We start from the raw sequence: 18,060 nt of genomic DNA, 5'->3' as shown, positions 1-18,060 counted from the left end.
GCCAAAAATCAGACCGTTGCGCCAATAACATCAGCGCGCCCGCCTAAATCATTCCCTAAGATGCCCACCGTCTCTCCGATGCGTCCGGCCGTCTCTCCAGCCCTTCCCACCGTCTCTCCAGTGTGTCACAAGCGCCTCAGCAGCGCCGGTGAAGGGGTATTTACGGATTAGGTCTGGGACCTGCAACCCCCAATCTGAAAAAACTTTGCATTTCTTAACAGAAACTTCTCTATGTTAATAAAAACAAAATGTTAGCTTAATAATTCTCTCTTCCGAGTCGGTAACGGACCGCATGTAACAGCGGAAAGAACAGCCCCTGGGCGGAATCGTACCCATTGCTGGGTATGCGCCCGGAACCGGGGCAAGGAAACGCCGCCCGAGTCTCCTCGGACGGCGCAAATTCTGCGAAGGTCACAGGCTTACTTCAGATCGAACCTGTCTGCATTCATGACCTTGTTCCAGGCCGAGACGAAGTCGCAGACAAATTTGCCTTCTGCGCCTGCCTGACCGTAGACCTCGACCAGAGCCCGCAGCTGCGAGTTGGAGCCGAAGACCAGATCTATGCGGGTACCGGTCCACTTGACCTCACCGCTGGCGCGGTCCCGACCTTCATAGACGCCTTTGCCCGCGGGTTTCCATTCGGTGCCCATGTCCAGCAGGTTGGTGAAGAAGTCGGTGCTGAGCGTGCCGACGCGGTCGGTCAACACACCATGCTTGGTGTCACCAAAATTGGCGCCGATCACGCGCAGACCGCCAACCAGCGCGGTCATTTCAGGCGCCGACAGCGTCAGCAGCTGGGCTTTGTCGACCAGAAGCTCTTCGGGCGAAACCGAATAATCCGTCTTCTGATAGTTGCGGAAGCCGTCGGCCTCGGGCTCGAGCACGGCAAAGCTGTCCACATCGGTTTGATCTTGCGTCGCATCGGTACGGCCCGGGGTGAACGGAACCTCAACCTCCTGACCGCCGGCCTTGGCGGCCTGTTCGACACCCACATTACCGGCCAGAACGATCACGTCGGCCAGAGACACTTTCTTGCCCCCGGATTGTGCGCCGTTGAACACCGCCTGAACGCCCTCAAGCGCGGTCAGTGCCTTGGCCAGCTTCATCGGTTCGTTCGCGTCCCAGTCTTTCTGCGGAGCAAGACGGATACGTGCGCCATTGGCACCGCCGCGCTTGTCCGAGCCGCGGAAGGTCGAGGCCGAAGCCCATGCGGTCGAAACCAGCTCGGACACCGAGAGGCCAGTGGCCGCGATCTTAGCCTTCAGCTCGGCCACATCCGCGTCACCGATCAGCTCGTGATCCACGGCGGGGACATTGTCTTGCCACAGCAGTTCCTCGGCCGGAGATTCCTCGCCGATGTAATTCGAACGCGGGCCCATGTCGCGGTGGGTCAGTTTGAACCATGCACGGGCGAAAGCGTCAGCGAATTCTTCCGGGTTCTCGTGAAAACGCTTTGAGATCGGACCATAGATCGGGTCCATGCGCATCGCCATGTCGGCGGTGGTCATCATGGTTTTGACCTTCTTCGACGCGTCATGCGCCGCCGGGGCCATGTCTTCTTCTTTGACATTCACCGGTTCCCAAATCCACGCGCCCGAGGGGCTTTTGGTCAGGTTCCAGTCATATCCGAACAGCAGGTCGAAATAGCCGTTATCCCATTGGATCGGATTTGCGGTCCAGGCGCCTTCGATCCCTGATGTCGTGGTATCGTCACCCTTGCCGGACCCAAACTTGTTGATCCAACCAAAGCCCATCTCTTCGATCGGGGCGGCTTCGGGTTCGGGGCCGACCAGATCGGGATCGCCCGCGCCATGCGCCTTGCCGAAAGTGTGACCACCAGCAACCAGAGCAACGGTTTCCTCGTCATTCATTGCCATCCGGCCAAAGGTGTCGCGGATGTCACGACCCGAAGCCAGAACGTTGGGCTCTCCGTCCGGACCTTCAGGGTTTACATAGATCAGGCCCATCTGAACTGCGGCCAGAGGGTTTTCCAGATCGCGCTCACCGGAATACCGGCTCTGCGGATTGTCGGTCGGGGCCAGCCATTCTGTCTCGGTTCCCCAATAGATGTCTTCTTCGGGGGCCCAGATATCGGCACGGCCGCCGGCAAAACCAAAGGTTTTGCCACCCATGGATTCGATGGCGCAGTTACCTGCCAGGATCATCAGATCAGCCCAGGAAATCTGGTTTCCGTATTTTTGCTTGATCGGCCACAGCAGACGACGCGCCTTGTCGAGGTTACCGTTGTCCGGCCAACTGTTGAGCGGCGCAAAACGCTGGTTCCCGGTCGAGGCCCCGCCACGGCCATCTGCCGTCCGGTAGGTGCCTGCACTATGCCAGGCCATCCGAATGAACAGACCGCCGTAATGGCCATAATCCGCCGGCCACCACTCCTGTGAATCGGTCATCAGCGCATATAGGTCTTCTTTCAGCGCCTTCATATCCAGCTTTTTGAACTCTTCGGCATAGTCGAAATCCGAACCCAGAGGGTTCGAAGCCGCTCCGTGCTGGTGCAGGATCGACAGGTTTAGCTGGTTCGGCCACCAATCCCGGTTGGAACGGGTTCCAGCGCCGTGCATCACAGGGCATCCGCCTGCTTTGGGGTTATCACTTCCGTCCATATCGGTCTCCAATCCTAGCTAATATCCGGCGATCTTGCGCAGTGAAATTCGTGGTAATCAAGAACACAGATTCAAGACACGTCTTCCCCATCCAAATACGCTGAGCATCTGGCAAGGGTATCGGTATTCCTGAAGTCCTGACCTAGTCAGAAATAGCAAATTGCATTCATGCATAAAAGTTTTGTTTAATGATGAAAACCATAGGAAATAATTATGAAGAGAACATCCCCGGATCCCGTGCAATCGGAGCAATTTTCAAATCCCTGAATAACCTTGGGTCACATATAGACCACAGCCCTTGTTTTTCATCCGTATGCGACCACTGTCTTTATGAACGACATGAGCGCGGGTTCTTTTGTTCGGATCCGCGCCTAATACAGATTGACCGGCGTATTTGACTGCCGGTTCCGAAAATTTTTGGAGTCTGAATGCAATTTGATTATGTAATTGTCGGCGCAGGATCCGCCGGTTCGGTTCTTGCCGGTCGCCTGAGCGAAGATCCTGGAATACGTGTCTGCCTTCTTGAAGCCGGAAACGGCGGCAACGGCATGCTTACCAGATTGCCCGCGGCAACAGTGGCCTCGCTGCCGGGGCGGCCGAAAATCAACAACTGGGCATTTGAAACCGTGGCCCAACCGGGGCTGAACGGCCGCAAAGGATATCAGCCGCGCGGCAAAACGGTGGGCGGGTCCAGCGCGATTAACGCAATGTTGTACGTCCGGGGTCAGCGTCAGGACTATGATGGCTGGGCTGAACTGGGCTGTGCCGGTTGGGACTGGGACAGCGTCCTTCCCTATTTCAAGATGTCCGAACATAACGAAGATGGCGCCGACGACCATCACGGCGACAGCGGCCCTCTGCACGTGTCAAACCAGAAACAGCCGCGCCCGATCACGCTTGCCTTTATCGAAGCCGCCGAACAGATGCAGCACCGCCGAAGCCGGGACTTCAACCGGGGCGATAACGAGGGCGTTGGTCTGTATCAGGTCACACAGTTTCACGACCCGTCGAAGAATGGCGAGCGATGCTCGGCAGCGGCGGCCTATGTCTTTCCGGTCATGGACCGCCCGAACCTGGCGGTCATTACTGACGCCCATGCCAAAGAGCTGACTTTTGAAGGAAAGCGGGCCACCGGCGTTGTGTACAGGAAAAAGGCCAAAGGTGCGGATATCACTGTCTCCGCCAGACGCGAGGTTCTGGTTTGCGCCGGTGCACTTCAAACTCCGCAGTTGTTGCAGCTATCCGGGATTGGTGCCGCTGATGATCTGGTCAAACATGGGATCGAGGTGCGGCACAACCTGCCGGGCGTTGGCAAGAACCTGCAGGACCATCTGGATTTCACGCTGCTCTATAAAACCCGGGACACCAACACATTCGGCATCGGTGCCGCTGCCGCATTGAATTTGGCAGGACATATTTGGCGCTGGCGTAAGACCGGTGAGTCGATGGCGGCCACGCCATTTGCCGAGGGCGCCGCGTTTCTGAAAACCTCCCCGGCTTTGGATCGCCCCGACATCCAGCTGCACTTTGTCATTTCCTTGGCCGATGATCATGCAAGGAAGCTGCATTATGGCTATGGGTTCGGCTGCCATGTGTGCAAATTGCGCCCCGAAAGCCGTGGCACGGTCGGGCTGCACAGCGCCGATCCTTTTGCCGCTCCGGCAATTGATCCGGCTTACCTGTCCGATGACCGCGATCTGGACACGCTGATCAAGGGCGCGCGTATGACCAAAGACATTCTGCACGCGCCGGCCTTCAGTAAATTCCGGCACAAAGCGATGTACGGCATAGATGACGCTCAAACCGATGCGGATTGGGAGCACCATATTCGCGCTCGCGCCGATACGATCTATCACCCGGTCGGAACCTGCAAAATGGGTGTGGATGCGATGGCCGTGGTTGACCCCGAACTGCGCGTGCGCGGGATCGAGGGGCTGCGCGTGGTCGATGCATCGGTCATGCCGACTCTGGTTTCGGGAAACACCAACGCCCCAACCATCATGATCGCCGAGAAAGCCGCGGACCTGATCAAAGCCACCGCCCGATAAGGGCTCAGCCGTCCTTCATCAGGGCCTGCAGTCCAGCGCGGTAATCCGGATACAAAAGCCGGATACCCAGTTCATCCTTGATCCGGTCATTCCTGACCCGCTTGTTTTCATTATAGAAACTTCGGGCCATCGGGGACATATCGGCCTGGTCGAACGGAACCGCAGCGGGCAGAGGCAGGCCTTGCAGCTCAGCCGCATAGGCGATGACATCCTGTGGCGGCACCGGCTCATCGTCACAGACATTGTAAATCGCACCTGGGTTCGGCGATGCCATCGACGCCGCAAGCACCTGCGCGATGTCCGCCACATGGATGCGCGAGAACACCTGCCCCGGTTTGATTATGCGGCGCATTCCCACCCGTTTAAGTTTGGAAAATGGGCCGCGCCCGGGGCCATATATCCCGGCAAGGCGAAAGATGTGGACGGGCAGGCCCGGAATGTCTTGCCATTGTGTCTCGGCCCGGACGCGCCACCTGCCGCGCTCGGCCATTGGTGAAGGAAGGGTCGCCTCGTCCACCCAACCGCCTTTGTGGTCCCCATAGACTGCGGTTGTGGAAAGGTATCCGACCCAATCGAACTGACCTGCGCGGTCAGCGATTTTGTCGCCAAGCGCCGCCAGCACTGGATCTCCGCCCGCATTCGGCGCGGCCGAAATCAACAGATGTGTTACCCCGTCCAAATCAACCGTCTGACCGGGCCAGATCACCGGTTCGGCACCGGATGCGCGGACCGCACCCGATTGCGCCGGATCGCGCGTAGTTCCGAATACGCGCCAACCCGCCGGTTCAATGTGCCGCGACAGGGCCTGCGCCGAATATCCGTGACCGAATGAAAAGAGTGTCTTAACCATATCCTTCTTGATGATCGCCAATGGTCCAAGATGCAAGCACCCGCCACTGGATACTTGATTCGAATCCCCACATACGCCTTTCATGAGTCATGAGTACAAAATCGCCCGACCTGCATGCAGCTTATGCGCTAGACAGCCCCGAGGACCACAAACGGCTTTATGCCGAATGGGCCGGCGACTATGATGACGGTTTTGCGGCGCGCGAGGACTATCAGTTGCATATCCACACCGCCCGCGCCTTTGTCAGCGCCGGGGGACAGGGTCCGGTTTTGGATGTCGGTGCAGGCACCGGGCTTTGCGGTGCGGTACTGGCCGGGTTGGGCGTTGGTCCGATCGACGCCACCGATATCAGCGCCGAGATGCTGGATCAGGCTCTGCGCAAAGACATCTACCGCGACGCGATTGAGGCTGACCTGAACCAGGGCATCCCGGTGCCGCGCGACAGCTATTCGGGCATTGTGTCCTCGGGCACATTTACCCATGGCCATCTCGGCCCCGAGGCCCTGCCCGCGCTGTTGAACGTGGCCCGGACAGGCGCGCAATTCGCTCTGTCGATTAACGCGAAACACTACGAATCTCTGGGATTTGCTGACGCACTGCACCAGCTTGCCCATGGGCAGATACAAAACCTGTCCCTGCCCGAAGTTCGAATCTACGGCGACCTGGCTGCCGGGCCCAACCGGGACGATACCGCCCTTATCGCAATGTTCGAGAAGATCTGAACCCGCTCAGCGCCCTTTCCAGACCGGGTCGCGTTTCTCGGCAAAGGCGCGCGCGCCTTCGAGGTTGTCTTCAGAACCATATAGAATGTCCACCGTCGGCAACTGCCGCCCGGTGATCCGGTTCATGGCATCCTGAAACTTGGAATCTTCGGCGTCGCGCACGATCTCTTTGATCGCCGCGTAAACCAGCGGGGGGCCGCTGGCCAATAAACGGGCCAGTTCCCATGCCCGGTCTAAAAGCTGATCACCTGGGACGATCTCGTTGATCAGGCCCCAACCTTTTGCCTCAACCGGATCGAACCAGCGGCCAGTCAGCAGCAGTTCCATCGCGATATGGTAGGGGATGCGTTTTGGCAGCTTTACACTGGCCGCATCGGCCACGGTGCCCGACCGGATTTCGGGCAGGGCAAAGCTGGCATGCTCTGCAGCGATGATCATATCCGCACTCAGCGCCAGTTCCAGCCCGCCACCACAGGCAATCCCGTTCACCGCGGCGATGACAGGCTTGTTCATATCCCGCAATTCCTGCAGCCCGCCAAAACCGCCGACTCCATAATCTCCGTCCACGGCGTCTCCGTCCGCGGCGGCCTTCAGGTCCCACCCCGGGCAAAAGAACTTTTCGCCACCACCGGTCAGGATGGCCACGCGCAACTCTGGATCATCGCGGAATTCGCGGAACACTTCACCCATGATCCGGCTGGTGGCCAGATCAATGGCATTTGCCTTGGGTCGGTCCAGAGTGACCTGCAGAATCGCGCCATCGCGCTTGGTTTTAACCGGGTTCATATACGTGCCTTTCGGATCAGAGCATCCACGGCCACAGCGCCATCAGGATTGCAGATGAGTGGATTGATTTCAACTTCGCTGACATGGGCTGCATTGGCAATAACATAGGCTTGCACAGCCTCGGCTGCATTCAGGATCGCCTCGGTATCCGCCGCCGGTTTACCGCGATACCCCTCCAGCAACGGCGCACAGTTCAGCTTGCCCAGCGCCTGACGGACCACGTCCCGGGATGACGGGATCAGCACTGAAACACTGTCGCGCAGAATTTCGGTCAGCACGCCTCCAGCCCCTAGCGTCAGAACATAGCCATGGGCCGGATCACGGGTGACGCCGATCAATAACTCGGCAACACCGCCTTGGGCCATCTCTTCGATCAGAACTTCGTCGGTTCCAAGCTCGGTCGCAACCGCGCTCAGATCGTCCAAGCCGACGCCAAGGCGCACCGCACCGTGTTCGGATTTATGCGCAAGCCCGACGCCCTTGACCGCGAAAGGCGCGGTCAGATTCGATGCAGCATGCGCAGCCTTGTCCGGACGCGTCACTAAGGATTGAGGAATCCGCAGACCATGATCTGCCAGCGCCCGTTTGGCCTCTGCTTCGGTCAAGACATGGTCTGCCTCAGCCTGCGAGGGCAACAGTACCGGATCAGCCGGTGCCGCAACCGGCCGCGCGGCGGCCTCAACCGCAGCCAAGGCTTCATGCAGACCGGCAAAAGGCACCACACCGCCGTCCAGCAGGCGCTGCGCCACTTCCTCTGGCAAAAGTTCTGGTAGGGTCGCGGCAACGGCAAAAGGTCGCCCGGTTTGGGCTGCGCAGTTCAACGCCGCTTGGGTGGCACATTCCCAATCCGATGCGTCGGTATGAGGATAGTCGACAATCGCAATGGTAATGGCCTGTTCCGGCCCGGTCATCGCCGACCACGCGCGGGTCATCGCCTTGGTGTCCCGCCATATATAGGTGTGGTAGTCCAGCGGGTTCGCCAACGCCACCATGGGCCCCAAAGCTGCGCGCAGGTCAGCTTGCTGCACCTTGGTCAATGGCGGGAAATGCAGATCGCGCCCCTCGGACATATCTGCGGCTAGGCTGGCCTCGCCGCCCGAGCAGCTGATGGTACCCAACCCGCTGCCGCGCAATCGCCCCGTAACATGCAACAGCTTGAGACATTCCAAAAAGCTGGGAATGTCGTCCAACCGTGCGATTCCCAACCGGTCCAGAAACGCCTGCGCGCCCGCATCACCACCTGCCAAAGACGCGGTATGCGAAATCGTCGCCGCCTGCGCATGGGACGAGCGGCCCATTTTCAAAGCAACGACCGATACGCCCCGTCTGCGTGCCTTGTCGGCCAAAGCCTCCCATTTTCGCAGATCGCCAAACCCTTCGATATGAACACCGATAGCGGTGATCCGGTCGTCGTCCAGAAGTGTTGAGGCAACGTCAGCCTGATGTGTCTGCGCCTGATTCCCGCAGGTCAGCATGAACGCCAGCGGCAGGGCCCGGCGTTGCATGGTCATGTTGATTGCAATATTCGAACTTTGCGTCAGGATCGCTACGCCTCGTTCCACCGGTTGCATCCCATGCTGATCCGGCCAGACTGCGACCTGATCCAGCCCGTTGACGAAACCATAGCAATTGGGACCCAGAACAGGCATTTCCCCGGCGGCTGCAATCAACTGGTCCTGCAGATCGGCGCCCAGATCATCCTCGGCTCGCGCCTCGGTGAACCCCGACGCGAAACAAACCGCGCCCCCTGCCCCGATCGCTGCCAGCGCCTGAACCGCCTCGATTGTTGCATGACGATTGATGCCCACAAAGGCCACATCCGGGGCCGAGGGCAGATCTTCGAGCCGTGCAAACACCCTCTCTCCGGCGACCTCGGCGGCTTTGGGATGGACCGGCCAGATATCGCCCTGAAACCCGAACTTGCGCGCCTGTTGAATGACTGACGCGCACCAAGCCCCACCACCGATCACGGCAATGGAGCTGGGGTTCAACGCCCGTGCCAGCGCCGTTGTCATGCGCCAAGTGCCCGCAACAGCTCACGACTGATGATGTGACGCTGAATCTCGCTGGTACCGTCCCAGATGCGTTCGACACGCGCATCGCGCCAGAACCGTTCCAGCGGGTAATCGTCCATCAGCCCCATGCCGCCATGCACCTGAATCGCGGCATCGGTCACGCGCGACAGCATTTCGGACGCATAGAGCTTGGCCGAGGCAATCTCGCGGTTTGCAGGCAGCCCCTTGTCCAGCCGGTCGGCCGCTGCCAGCGTCAACAGATCAGCGGCATCGATTTCGGTGATCATATCGGCGATCTGGAATGACACGCCCTGGAACTTGCCGATTTTCTGACCGAATTGTTCACGCGTGGCTGCATAGTCCAGCGCATAGTCAAAGGCGCGACGTGCGCGTCCGACCGACATGGTCGCCACGGTGATGCGGGTGGCATATAGCCAGGTATTCATCACCTCGAACCCGCCATCGACCTCGCCCAACACCTGACTGTCGGGCAGGCGACAATCGTCAAAATCCAGGACCATGTTCTTATAGCCCCGGTGGCTGACCGATTTATACCCGTCCCGGATGGTGAATCCCGGCGTGCCGCGATCCACAAGAAAGGCTGTGATCCGTTTCTTTGGACCTTTTGGCGTCTGATCTTCACCCGTCGCGATGAAAACGATGATGAAATCGGCATGCTCCGCGCCCGAGATGAAATGTTTGGTCCCGTTGACGACCCAATCTCCGCCGTCTCGAACTGCGGCACATTTCATACCACGCACATCCGAACCTGCACCTGGTTCGGTCATCGCCAGTGCATCCATCCTTTCGCCCCGAACTGCGGGCATCAGATAGCGTTCGACTTGCTCGCCCTCGCAGGCCATCAGGATGTTTTGCGGACGGCCAAAGAAGTGGTTCAAGGCCATCGATCCCCGACCCAGTTCGCGCTCGACCAGTGCAAATTCCCGATGGTTCAGCCCGGCACATCCGACGCTTTCGGGAAAATTGCAGGCATAGAAACCCAATTCAATTGTCTTGCGCTTGATCTCATCCGCTATTTCCTGCGGAACTTCGCCGGTACGTTCAACCAGCTCTTCATGTGGATAGATCTCTTTCTCGACGAAACTGCGAACAGTCGCGGCGATCATCTCTTGCTCGTCGGTCAGGCCATATTGCATCTGCGGTCTCCACATCTGGGGCTTGCGATATCGTGGCCCAGGTTGCAAAGTTCATCGTGCAGAAATAGACGTTAACCATGCGAAGATGGACAAAATCGCCTGCCGCGATGCAGCAATTCGGGGTTCTGCTTTTTGATGGGTTTTCAAACCATTGCCTTGCCAACACCGTCGAACCCCTGCGCGCGGCCAATTCGCTGGCTGGACGAAAACTGTATGACTGGGAATTCCTGTCGCTGACAGAAGGGCCGGTCACATCATCCTCGGGGTTGCAGGTTACGCCGCACGCAAGACTGCAATCTGCCCGCGGCGGTACATTGATGGTGATGCCATCATATGGGTTTCGCGCGCATGGCGGCTGGCCGACGCTGACCGGATTGCGATCCGCCGCAAATCGCTATGACGTTCTGGCTGGGCTGGACACCGGAAGCTGGCTGCTGGCGCTGGCCGGACTGCTGGACGGGTATCGCGCCACCATCCATTGGGAAGAGCTGACCGGCTTTACCGAGCGGTTCCCCGAGATCGACGCCCAGCGCGAGCGGTATGTCCTAGACCGGAATCGCATTACCTGTTCCGGCGCCATGGCAGCTTTTGATCTTGTGTTGCATCTGATCGGTCATGACCACGGGCAGGCACTGGCCCTCGAGGTGACGCAACTGTTCATGACCCGCGATTCCGCTCGGTCGCATTCCGGAGGGGTCGGGGCAACCAGTGGGTATGTGAACAAGGCCTTGGCATTGATGCAGGAAAATCTTGAAACCCCGCTGCCCATTACGGATATCGCCAGACAGGTCGGACGCTCGCACAAGGCATTGTCGACACGGATGCAGGCCGAACTGGGGGCGGGTCCCGCCCAGGTCTATCGTCGCTTGCGCCTGAATCTGGCGCGGAAGCTGGTGACAGAAACCGATCTGACCGTCAGCGAGATCGCCCTGCGCGCTGGCTACGACGACCCCAGCGCCCTGACCCGCGCCTTCCGCGCCGAATTCGGGATCACACCGCGCGCCCTGAGAGTGGGTTAAGTATACATCTGCTTTTTATAAGCCCGCGTCCGCGTCGTCGCCTCGGCAGAACCGTCATGATAAGTGCCAAACCACTTGTCGAACGGAATCTCGGACGTGCCATAGTTGCACTCGAAATACCGGTGATGCAGCTGGTGGAAAAAATCGCCTGCGCGGGCGGCCTCGGTCTCTCCGGCTTTGAGCTTTTCGAACCCGGAATGGGACAGCACCGGGCTGACCTGCTGGAAATAGGCGTGGAATAACAGATGCATCGGGTGCGACGGCACGATCAGGTGGATGAAATAGGTGGTGAAGTACAACAGGTTCTCAAACCAGTGGTTTGAAATCCCCGACCACGGCCCGATATTGACGTTGCGGTGATGCACGGCGTGGACATGTTTATAGAGCTTGGGGTGATGTTCCAGCCGATGCACCCAATAGAAATGCAGCCCCGACCACATGGGGATTAGCGACATCCAGATCACAAACCAGACCGGTGCGGCGGACCATGTGACCGTGGGGACATAGCCATTTGCCATCGCCCAATAGATCCCCCATTGGTAAATCGTGGCGACACTCATGGCGCTGCCCAGGGTCCACCAGATATTGTCCCAGACCTGATTGCGAAAGGTGAAGGTCCCGTTGTCCCGGGTCAGATCCCGGCGGTCGAACTTCTTGTACATGCCCTGCCCTTTGCGCATGTACAGCCACCAATGCAGCCCGCCCGCGACCAGAATCTGAGGCACCATGTTCAGCAACCAGATTCGGAACATCCAGCCGGGCTGGAAGGTCTTCATCGTCTCTAAACCCGGGAAAAACAGCACATAGGCCACCACCGCAAGCCCCAGGCACAGGGTCAGGGCAGTGACCTGAAGCCATGCACCACCATACCATTTCAACACTGCAGACAGGCGGGGCGGCCAGTTAAACAGCGGGTTCAAAGCCACAGGCCCATCGGGGTGGTAATTCCAGCGGGCGGCCTCGGGATTTTGGTCAGTGTCCGGCATCACGGTCTCTCGTCAGCTTGCGTAATCCGAGCCTTCGGCATCCAACAGGGCCTTGATCTCACGCAAATGTGCCTCGGCCTGATCGGGATATTCTTCCAGTTCCTGAGCTGTCTTTTCCGCAATCTCGTCTGACAAAACGCGCAGGGGTTGGCCCGTCTGTAAGGCACGGATATACGTTTCAGCAGCGCGTTCGAAATAGTAGAGTCTATTAAAGGCATCTGCCGGGTTACTGCCCAAAATCAAAACCCCATGATTACCCATGATCATGACTTTCTTTTTTGGGTCTGCCAGCATGGTTGCGCAACGTTCCCCCTCGCTTTCGAAAGCAAGTCCACCAAATTCGTGATCGACCACATAACGGTTGTAAAACGTAGTGGTGTTCTGATCGATCGGCGGCAATGTGCTGTCGGCCAACGAGGCCAGAACCGTGGCAAAGATGGAATGCACATGCATTACACAGCGGGCATGAGGACAGTGCCGGTGAATCGAACCATGCAGGCCCCAGGCAGTTGGGTCCGGTGCGCCGGGTTGGGTCATGACATCAGCGTCTTTGGCATCCAGAAAAAGCAGGTTCGATGCTTTAACTCGTGCAAAATGCATCTGATTGGCGTTCATCAAGAATTGTGTGCCGTCCTGATTCACCGCCAAGCTAAAATGGTTTGCGACCCCTTCGTGCATATTCAGACGTTCAGCCCATCGAAATGTGGCCGCCAAATCCACACGTTCAGGCCAATGGTCAATATTGGGGCGCAAGCTGGCAACGCTCATTTCCGTCTCCTGTCAGCAGATTGCTTGATTGGAAAATCGTGCCCGCAGTAGAAAAAATTGACCAACGAAAAAATCGCGTCTATTTCATAAGCTGAACTAATGGCCAGGTTATGCCCATGCAAAAACAGCTGCCCCCGTTGGGTTGGCTTCGGACTTTCGAGGCCGCGGCCCGCCACCTGTCCTTTACCGCGGCAGCGCACGACCTGAACATGACACAAAGTGCAGTCAGCCAGCAAATCAAGTCGCTTGAGGCCTATCTTGGCCAACCGCTTTTCCTGCGCCGTCCCCGCGCACTTGAATTGACCGGGGCCGGGATCAGCTATCTCCCTGTCGTGCGTGAGGCATTTCGCACATTACTGCGCGGAACGCGGGCCGTGACCGGGGCCCAGCAGAACGCGGTGCAGGTACAATGCAACATCACTTTTGCGGTCAACTGGCTGGCTCCCCGCCTTCCAATGTTTCAGGCCGAACACCCGTCTGTACAGCTGAACATATTCACCGAGTTGTGGGAGCCCCGGGAAATGGCGGAGGGGGCTGCGGTAGAAATTCGATTTTCGCTCAGACCTTCGGACACGGTGCGAACCGAACTGCTGCGATCCGATCATTATTATCCGGTTTGCGCGCCGGGCTATGAGGTGTCGCTGGATACACTACAGCGAACCCCCTTGTATGACTGCTCAAACCTGCTGTCGAACTGGCAGAATTGGATCGAAGATCAGGGGCTAATTTGGGAAAATCCTCCGATCACATATTCCACCACCTATCTGGTCAGCCTGTCGGTTGCGATGGCCGGGGGTGGCTTGTGCCTGACGCATGACACAATCGCGCGCGACTTGATTGATGAAGGTCGATTGGTTGCACCATTCGAATATCGCGCAGTTGTACCAGAGGCTTATTACCTGTTGCTGTCGCCTCAGGCAGAAGAGTCACCAGGAGCGATTGCCTTTGCCGAATGGGTCCGGCGCGAGATTGCGAAAACGTTCCCTGGCTAGGCCGTGGCTCTCCTACCTAGCATAGCGGCTCTTACGGGACCTTCACGGGGCTAGGCACAACACCGCTGACGCGCTGCATGACGGAATCATGATAACTGCCGAGCAGGGGTTGCACCTTTCCGTGCGTTCGGGAAAGTTGGGCCATGGAATTCACACCTTTCCCAAGCTGGCCCGATACCGCCCCCCGTTTGATCGCTGTCGCCGCAGGGCGTCAAGCCGCTGACCTTGTTGTCCGCAGCGGGATCTGGGTTAACGTGCACAGCCGCGAAGCCCTGCCCGATCATGACATCGCGATTGTCGATGGACGTATCGCCTATGTTGGCCCCGATGCTTCGCACTGCGTCGGCCCGAACACCCGGATCATCGAGGCAGAGGGGCGGTATATGCTGCCCGGCCTGTGCGACGGGCATATGCATATCGAATCAGGAATGCTGACCCCGGCCGAATTTGCGGGGGCCGTTATCCCTCATGGCACGACAAGCATGTTCACTGACCCGCACGAAATAGCCAACGTGCTGGGCCTGGACGGCGTTCGTATGATGCATGACGAGGCGCTGATGCAGCCCGTTAACATTTTCACCCAAATGCCTTCTTGCGCGCCATCGGCGCCAGGGCTTGAGACCACCGGTTATGAGATCACCCCCGAAGACGTGGCCGAGGCGATGAACTGGCCGGGCATCATCGGACTGGGCGAGATGATGAATTTCCCAGGCGTCATTCATGGCGATCCCAAGATGCTGGCCGAGATTGCCGCGACCCAACGGGCAGGGAAAACCGTTGGCGGGCACTATGCTTCGCCTGATTTAGGGCCTGACTTTGCTGCCTATGTGGCAGGCGGCCCGGCGGATGACCACGAAGGCACCTGCGAAGCCGACTCCATCGCGCGGGTGCGTCAGGGGATGCGATCGATGATGCGGTTGGGATCGGCCTGGTATGACGTCGAAAGTCAGATTACCGCCATCACCGAGAAAGGGCTGGATCCGCGCAACTTCATCCTGTGCACGGATGATTGCCACTCCGGCACACTGGTCAATGAAGGGCATATGAACCGCGTGGTGCGCCATGCGATTGCCTGTGGCTGTGACCCTTTGGTGGCGCTGCAGATGGCAACGATCAACACAGCCACGCATTTCGGGTTGGAACGCGATATCGGCTCGATCACGCCCGGGCGCCGGGCGGATATCATCCTCAGCTCGGACCTGAAGGACCTGCCCATCGAGCTTGTCATAGCGCGCGGCCAAATCGTGGCTGAGGACGGCAAGATCACTGCGGACTGCCCGCATCTGAATTGGCCTGCAGCCGCTCGAAACACCGTGCATCTGGGCCATGCCCTGACCAGCGCGGATTTTCAGATCGAGGCCCCTAAGGGGGCGAACCGCGTTCAGGCCAATGTGATTGGTGTGGTCGAAAACCAGGCCCCGACCAAAGCGCTAAAGGCCGAACTGCCCATCATTGGCGGCCTGGTTGAAGCCGAGGGTGAGGTCTGCCAGATTGCGCTTGTCGAACGCCACCGCGCAACGGGCGGGGTCACAAATGCCTTTGTCTCGGGGTTTGGATATCAGGGGCGCATGGCAATGGCTTCGACCGTGGCCCATGACAGTCACCATATGATTGTTGTTGGGACCGACCGCGAACAGATGGCCCTTGCCGCAAATCGGCTGGCCGAGATCGGCGGTGGCATCACCATTTTCCGAGACGGTGAGGAACTGGCGCTGGTGGAACTGCCCATCGCTGGACTGATGTCTGATAGCCCGGCAGCCGAAGTAGCCGCCAAGGCCGAACAAATGGTTCGGGCCATGCAGGCCTGTGGCTGTAAACTGAACAACGCCTATATGCAGCACTCATTGCTGGCCCTGGTGGTGATCCCAGAATTGCGGATCTCGGATGTCGGGCTGGTGGATGTGCGCAAATTTGAAAAGATCGATCTTTTGGAACCCCTTGCATGACAATAATACGAGCACCTAAGGCCCCCGCGCCCGAGAACTTCACCGATCCCGCAGCCGCGGTCGCAAGGTTGGAAGAACTGTACGAGCAAGCCACCAGCTTCCTGTGCGAGAACTTTGCCAATGTGATCGAGCACGGAGCACCAACTGAACGCTTCAGAGCCTATTACCCGGAAATTCGCATCAAAACCTCCTCCTATGCGCGGGTCGACAGCCGGCTAAGTTTTGGTCACGTCTCGGAACCGGGCATCCACTCGACCACTGTAACGCGGCCAGATCTGTTCCGGTCCTATTTGACCCAACAGATTGCCCTGTTGATCAGAAACCATGACCAGCCGGTCACGATCGGGGCCTCGGACACACCCATTCCGGTTCATTTCGCCGTGGCCAACAATCCCGATCTGATCGTTCCGCATCAGGGCGCCGCGGGATTTACCCTGCGCGATGTATTCGACGTACCGGACCTGACAACCACCCATGACGACATCGTCAATGGCGTCCATAACCACGAGGAAGAAGACGGCCCGCTGTCTTTGTTTACTGCGCAAAGGGTCGACTATTCACTGGCCCGGCTGGCGCATTACACTGCGACTGATCCCAGTCATTTCCAGAACCATGTGCTGTTCACCAACTATCAATTCTACGTCTCGGAATTCGAAAACTATGCCCGCGCGCAGCTGGCCGATCCAGACAGTGGCTATACCGGCTTTGTCTCGACCGGAAATGTCGAGATTACCACCGAAGGCGGAGTGCTGGAACAACCCCTGAAGCTGCCGCAGATGCCGACCTATCACCTAAAGCGGGCGGATGGATCGGGTATCACGCTGGTCAATATCGGCGTCGGTCCGTCGAACGCCAAAACCGCGACCGATCATATCGCCGTGCTACGCCCGCATGCCTGGCTGATGGTTGGCCACTGCGCCGGGCTGCGCAACACACAGGCATTGGGCGATTTTGTTCTGGCCCATGCCTATCTGCGCGAAGACAAGGTTCTGGATGATGACCTGCCAGTCTGGGTGCCGATTCCGCCTTTGGCCGAGGTTCAGGTTGCGCTGGAACAGGCTGTAGCCGAGGTCACCGAGCTGGAAGGTTATGAGCTGAAACGGGTCATGCGCACAGGCACCGTTGCTTCGGTCGATAACCGCAACTGGGAACTGCGCGACCAGTCCGGCCCGGTACAGCGACTCAGCCAATCACGGGCAATCGCGCTGGATATGGAAAGCGCGACCATTGCCGCCAACGGCTATCGGTTCCGTGTTCCCTATGGCACGTTGCTCTGTGTTTCAGACAAGCCGCTGCACGGCGAATTAAAGCTTCCTGGCATGGCCTCTGCCTTCTATACCACGCAGGTCAGCCGCCATCTCGCGATCGGAATTCGTGCGATGGAGCACCTGAGGGGCATGCCGCTGGAGCGCCTGCACAGCCGGAAATTGCGTTCCTTTGATGAAACGGCCTTTCTCTGAAGCAAAAAAGCAACGAATTCCCCCTATTTTTAGGGTTTTCGACGCTACTATTCGTTGTGTTCACCTACAATATCCCGTTACAGTTACGCGGTGAGGCCCTATTTATCGGGCACGTTAAGGAGACCAAGAAATGGCAAAGCCTATGACAAAGACTCAGCTGGTTGCTGCTCTCGCTGAGGAAATGGGAACCGACAAGAAAGCTGCGAACACTGCGCTGGAGGCCATGACCGGCCTGATCACCCGCGAAGTGTCGGCGGGCGGCGCGGTGACCCTGCCTGGTGTCGGCAAAATCTACTGTCGCGAGCGCCCCGAGCGCATGGTGCGTAACCCTGCCACCGGCGAGCAGTTCAAGAAAGAAGCCGACAAAGTGGTCAAAATGACCATTGCGAAGGCGCTGAAGGACAGCGTGAACGGCTGATCCCAGCTTTCACTGCAAAACGATCAAGGGCCGCCGCTTGGGGGCCCTTTTTCTTTTACCCCCCTATTGAAGCCAGTTTTTTGTAAGGCTTTGGGAGGCCGGCCGTGGTCAGCCTGGTGTTATGCAATCTGAGATCAGCGAAGAATAAATCTAGCGCCGCGCTCATTAGCTGGGTGCGCAACAGGACCGGTGGCCTAGGCTCCAGACTCATTGATTTACAGCCAGAATAGGACTGTAGCAGCGAGAGCGATGGCCGAGAGGAATACCTTTGG

14 protein-coding genes are annotated in these 18,060 nt (G+C 58.4%); 7 read left to right on the top strand and 7 right to left on the bottom strand.

What is annotated here, in order from left to right; translation table 11 throughout:
* Nucleotides 1-419: 419 nt before the first annotated feature.
* The gene (gene katG / locus AC2FFF_RS19345; RefSeq protein WP_281973959.1) at nucleotides 420-2,621 is read right to left on the bottom strand and encodes a catalase/peroxidase HPI; all 2,202 of its coding nucleotides are present in this window, start codon (nucleotides 2,619-2,621) and stop codon (nucleotides 420-422) included.
* A gap of 428 nt (nucleotides 2,622-3,049) precedes the next feature.
* On the opposite strand from katG, the gene AC2FFF_RS19340 reads away from it, so the two are divergent.
* Complete coding sequence (locus AC2FFF_RS19340) at nucleotides 3,050-4,669, top strand: GMC family oxidoreductase (RefSeq protein ID WP_281973958.1); 1,620 nt, start codon at nucleotides 3,050-3,052, stop codon at nucleotides 4,667-4,669.
* Nucleotides 4,670-4,673: 4 nt separating this feature from the next.
* On the opposite strand, the gene AC2FFF_RS19335 is transcribed toward AC2FFF_RS19340, so the two are convergent.
* The gene (locus AC2FFF_RS19335) at nucleotides 4,674-5,519 is read right to left on the bottom strand and encodes an SDR family oxidoreductase (RefSeq protein ID WP_281973957.1); all 846 of its coding nucleotides are present in this window, start codon (nucleotides 5,517-5,519) and stop codon (nucleotides 4,674-4,676) included.
* A gap of 89 nt (nucleotides 5,520-5,608) precedes the next feature.
* Here AC2FFF_RS19335 and AC2FFF_RS19330 point away from each other — a divergent pair, with 89 nt between their 5' ends.
* Nucleotides 5,609-6,241, top strand: coding sequence for a class I SAM-dependent DNA methyltransferase (locus AC2FFF_RS19330; RefSeq protein WP_142637587.1), 633 nt, complete (start codon nucleotides 5,609-5,611; stop codon nucleotides 6,239-6,241).
* 6 nt (nucleotides 6,242-6,247) lie between these two features.
* On the opposite strand, the gene AC2FFF_RS19325 is transcribed toward AC2FFF_RS19330, so the two are convergent.
* From AC2FFF_RS19325 to AC2FFF_RS19315, 3 genes are read right to left on the bottom strand one after another with little or no spacing between them, the layout of a single operon-like run.
* Nucleotides 6,248-7,027 carry a carnitinyl-CoA dehydratase gene (locus tag AC2FFF_RS19325; RefSeq protein WP_281973956.1) on the bottom strand — a complete coding sequence of 260 codons (780 nt, stop codon included), beginning with the start codon at nucleotides 7,025-7,027 and terminating at the stop codon, nucleotides 6,248-6,250.
* Nucleotides 7,024-9,042: an acetate--CoA ligase family protein gene (locus tag AC2FFF_RS19320; protein WP_281973955.1), complete on the bottom strand. Its 2,019-nt coding sequence runs from the start codon at nucleotides 9,040-9,042 to the stop codon at nucleotides 7,024-7,026. The genes AC2FFF_RS19325 and AC2FFF_RS19320 overlap by 4 nt, the downstream gene beginning before the upstream one ends.
* Nucleotides 9,039-10,199 (bottom strand): acyl-CoA dehydrogenase family protein, encoded by a 1,161-nt coding sequence (locus tag AC2FFF_RS19315; protein WP_281973960.1) that lies wholly within the window; start codon nucleotides 10,197-10,199, stop codon nucleotides 9,039-9,041. The genes AC2FFF_RS19320 and AC2FFF_RS19315 overlap by 4 nt, the downstream gene beginning before the upstream one ends.
* Before the next feature lie 77 nt (nucleotides 10,200-10,276).
* Between AC2FFF_RS19315 and AC2FFF_RS19310 the strand changes: the two genes are divergently transcribed.
* Entirely contained in the window at nucleotides 10,277-11,218 is a 942-nt protein-coding gene (locus tag AC2FFF_RS19310) for a GlxA family transcriptional regulator (protein ID WP_496883070.1), read from the top strand.
* Here AC2FFF_RS19310 and AC2FFF_RS19305 read toward each other — a convergent pair.
* Both AC2FFF_RS19305 and AC2FFF_RS19300 read right to left on the bottom strand, forming a co-directional pair.
* Nucleotides 11,215-12,204, bottom strand: a complete 990-nt coding sequence (locus AC2FFF_RS19305; RefSeq protein WP_281973953.1) for a sterol desaturase family protein — start codon at nucleotides 12,202-12,204, stop codon at nucleotides 11,215-11,217. The two genes, AC2FFF_RS19310 and AC2FFF_RS19305, sit on opposite strands and share 4 nt — an antisense overlap.
* 12 nt (nucleotides 12,205-12,216) lie before the next feature.
* The gene (locus tag AC2FFF_RS19300; protein ID WP_271952596.1) at nucleotides 12,217-12,972 is read right to left on the bottom strand and encodes a class II aldolase and adducin N-terminal domain-containing protein; all 756 of its coding nucleotides are present in this window, start codon (nucleotides 12,970-12,972) and stop codon (nucleotides 12,217-12,219) included.
* 116 nt (nucleotides 12,973-13,088) lie between these two features.
* Here AC2FFF_RS19300 and AC2FFF_RS19295 point away from each other — a divergent pair, with 116 nt between their 5' ends.
* The 4 genes from AC2FFF_RS19295 to AC2FFF_RS19280 all read left to right on the top strand — a co-directional run bounded on the left by AC2FFF_RS19295 (nucleotide 13,089) and on the right by AC2FFF_RS19280 (nucleotide 17,788).
* On the top strand, nucleotides 13,089-13,964 hold the full coding sequence (locus AC2FFF_RS19295) for a LysR family transcriptional regulator (RefSeq protein WP_281973952.1): 876 nt from the start codon (nucleotides 13,089-13,091) through the stop codon (nucleotides 13,962-13,964).
* A 143-nt stretch (nucleotides 13,965-14,107) separates the two neighbouring features.
* Entirely contained in the window at nucleotides 14,108-15,910 is a 1,803-nt protein-coding gene (ade, locus tag AC2FFF_RS19290; RefSeq protein ID WP_281973951.1) for an adenine deaminase, read from the top strand.
* Nucleotides 15,907-17,370 (top strand): AMP nucleosidase, encoded by a 1,464-nt coding sequence (locus AC2FFF_RS19285; RefSeq protein ID WP_281973950.1) that lies wholly within the window; start codon nucleotides 15,907-15,909, stop codon nucleotides 17,368-17,370. Before ade ends, AC2FFF_RS19285 begins: the two co-directional genes overlap by 4 nt.
* Nucleotides 17,371-17,500: 130 nt before the next feature.
* Complete coding sequence (locus tag AC2FFF_RS19280; protein ID WP_142637567.1) at nucleotides 17,501-17,788, top strand: HU family DNA-binding protein; 288 nt, start codon at nucleotides 17,501-17,503, stop codon at nucleotides 17,786-17,788.
* The last annotated feature ends 272 nt before the right edge of the window (nucleotides 17,789-18,060 follow it).

The organism is Ruegeria sp. YTSA226 (assembly GCF_059609905.1).
This window is presented reverse-complemented; position numbering and strand designations above follow the sequence as displayed.